This window comes from Endozoicomonas sp. ONNA2 (assembly GCF_024606365.1).
Lineage (GTDB): Bacteria > Pseudomonadota > Gammaproteobacteria > Pseudomonadales > Endozoicomonadaceae > Endozoicomonas.
In genome coordinates this window covers 1-2,474 of record NZ_JAHHPO010000307.1, presented here as the reverse complement: position 1 = coordinate 2,474, position 2,474 = coordinate 1, and the positions used below count along the sequence as shown (strand labels likewise).

The following is a 2,474-nucleotide window of genomic DNA, read 5'->3' as shown; positions in this document are numbered from 1 at the left end:
ATTAAATTGGTAAAATTCTTCCGGTGCAATCAAAACCTTACGGATTCAGGTTAAAGCCAGTCATTAGATTTTTGTTGCCCTGAGTTATGCTTTCAAAAAGCTCTTTATTGGCACCTTTGATGGACGTAATAGAGTCAGAAAACTCCTTGCTTATGGTTTGAATGGATTCTTTTAAACCTGTTTTTAGCTGGCTGAGATCTTTATTGATTTCATTGATGGCAGATTGGTAGTCATTTGCACTGGCTAGTATTTTTTCTTTTAGGATGTTGCTACTACTACTGACTGATTCGGTAAGTCTTGTTGAACTATCATGAATGGAAGAAATCAGATTATTAGAACTATCAGTAACGGCATTAGCCATATTTTCAGAGGAAGCTTTAACTGCTGTAATCATTTCATTATTGCTGGTGGTTATACTAGTTGCTAAATCTTCAGAGCTTGTCTTGATTGTACCGACTAATTCTCCGGTACTGTTAGCTACGCCGGCAGCCATATTTTCAGAGGAAACCTTAATATTATCAACCAAATCCCCGGTGCTGTTTTCTATGCCTGAAGTCAGGCTAACAGAGCTTGCTTTAACAGTATCGACAAAATTTCCTGCACTGGAAGTAATGCCTGCCAGCATATCTTCAGAGCTTGTTTTGATTGAACTGATTAATTCTCTGGTGCTGGTAGCAACGTCAGCAGTCATATTTTCAGAAGAAGTTTTAACTGCACCAACCAGCTCTTCTGTGCTTGTAATCACTCCACTGGACATTCTGTCATTTGCCGTTTTTGCACCTTCCAGCACATGATCAATCTGTTTTTGAATTTCGGGAATAGCCTGGACAGCATTCTCTCTGAGAGTGGCAAAGCTTTGCAAATGATTATGCAGTTCATTGAGTTGATGTTGATTAACTTCAATGACAGTCCGTAACCTTTCCATGTTTTCAGGAATAGCGTTCGATCGTTCTGCAATATGGGCAACCGATGACTCTGTTTGTGTAATAGCTTGAATCCCATGGTCATACTGGTCTTTCATATCACTCAACTGGTTCTTATAGTTTTCCTGCCATTCGACTAGCTTAAAAACTGCTGCATTCAGCTCTTTGAAGTTTTCTCCAAATTGCTCTGTTATCTTATCGTTAAAGTCTTTGATTACACCTCTTAATGCTTCAACAACCTGTTTAGTTGCAGACTCAGAAAGCATTTCAGCAAAACTTTGAAGTTGTTCGACCAGGTGCTGTTCGAACTCATTAAAGCGTTGTTGCTGCTGTTGAGTTGTATTATTTAAGGCTTCAAGGTGTATGTTTGCTGTATCAAGATATCTTTCTGTTTTACGCTGCCCATCGGTTAAATCAGAACGCATTAGCTTGAATTGCCCAACCAGCGAGTTTTCATTATCCCCACCAATTGATTTTTTTAACGCATTTACAGCATCAATTTGTTGTTGCATAGCATGATAAAGGTGCGCGGTGGTGATATGTTCTCCAGGCTGATCCGGCTGCTCTTTGTTATCAATTAACTTGCTGGCAGATAGGGCTTTGAAAAGAATGGAGAAAAACATCCCCGCCAGGCTGGTAATAAATGCTGTTTTCAAGCCGACAAGCAGTAGCTCAATACTGGTGTCGATATTGGCAGTATCAAACTCCAGCAGGCCTGCGACAATCCCCATAAAGGTACCCAGCATCCCAATGGAGGTCAGCAGAGTCGGGGTATATTGAGTAAAAGCATTGAGCTTTCCAGACTTTTTTAACATAACTGCCGCAATGAATACGCCAATCAATGTATAGAGAAAGAACTCGGTCAGCAATTCGGCACCGGCCGCACTGATTACTGACTCAAACAGCTGGGAGAGGACCATTGGTAGTTATTTCCTTATTGGGGTGTTCGATTTGTGCTTGTTTTTAGTTACCGGCTTATATGAGCTTTGGTAATCAATAGATGCAGTTTAGGAGGCAATTTTGAAGTCTGGTTCATTTTTTGATTAAAGGGTCAGTTTTTCCGATAATAACCATATTAATTAAATGGCTTTTATCAGCATGATCCCCGCTCCCCACCCAAAATATGAGGAGGGGAGAAAAAGGAAAGTTGAGGTTTTTCTAGTGCTTAAGGCAGGGAGAGCTTTATGAAACTGAACCATCGGCAGTCAGCCTTCATCAATGAATACCTGGTGCAGCCCACCGTGGCGGATGCGGTGGTGAAGGCCGGTTATAAGACGGTCAATCCCCACGCCACAGGGAGCAAGCTATTGGCTAATCCTGCTGTGAAAGCTGAGCTGCGTTTCAGACAGCAAGAAGAACGGCAAAGACAGCAGAGCTGCAGGGGGCAGTTGGCCTCAATGTTGATGGAGCTTTACCATAGCAGCGATAACATAATAGAGAGACTGGGTGTTTTAGACCGCCTGGCTAGGCTCTATGGCTACTATTGATTGCTTTTGAGGAATTGTCTAAAAATAACTTTCCCATTTCACTCTAATTCTGGAACTATGGTGT

2 protein-coding genes are annotated in these 2,474 nt (G+C 41.6%); one reads left to right on the top strand and one right to left on the bottom strand.

Features of this window, described 5'->3' with window-relative positions; genetic code table 11:
• Window positions 1–37: 37 nt before the first annotated feature.
• Window positions 38–1,843 carry a hypothetical protein gene (locus tag KDK14_RS05555; RefSeq protein WP_257264025.1) on the bottom strand — a complete coding sequence of 602 codons (1,806 nt, stop codon included), beginning with the start codon at window positions 1,841–1,843 and terminating at the stop codon, window positions 38–40.
• Window positions 1,844–2,107: 264 nt separating this feature from the next.
• Between KDK14_RS05555 and KDK14_RS05550 the strand changes: the two genes are divergently transcribed.
• Entirely contained in the window at window positions 2,108–2,410 is a 303-nt protein-coding gene (locus tag KDK14_RS05550; RefSeq protein ID WP_257264024.1) for a terminase small subunit, read from the top strand.
• Window positions 2,411–2,474 lie beyond the last annotated feature (64 nt).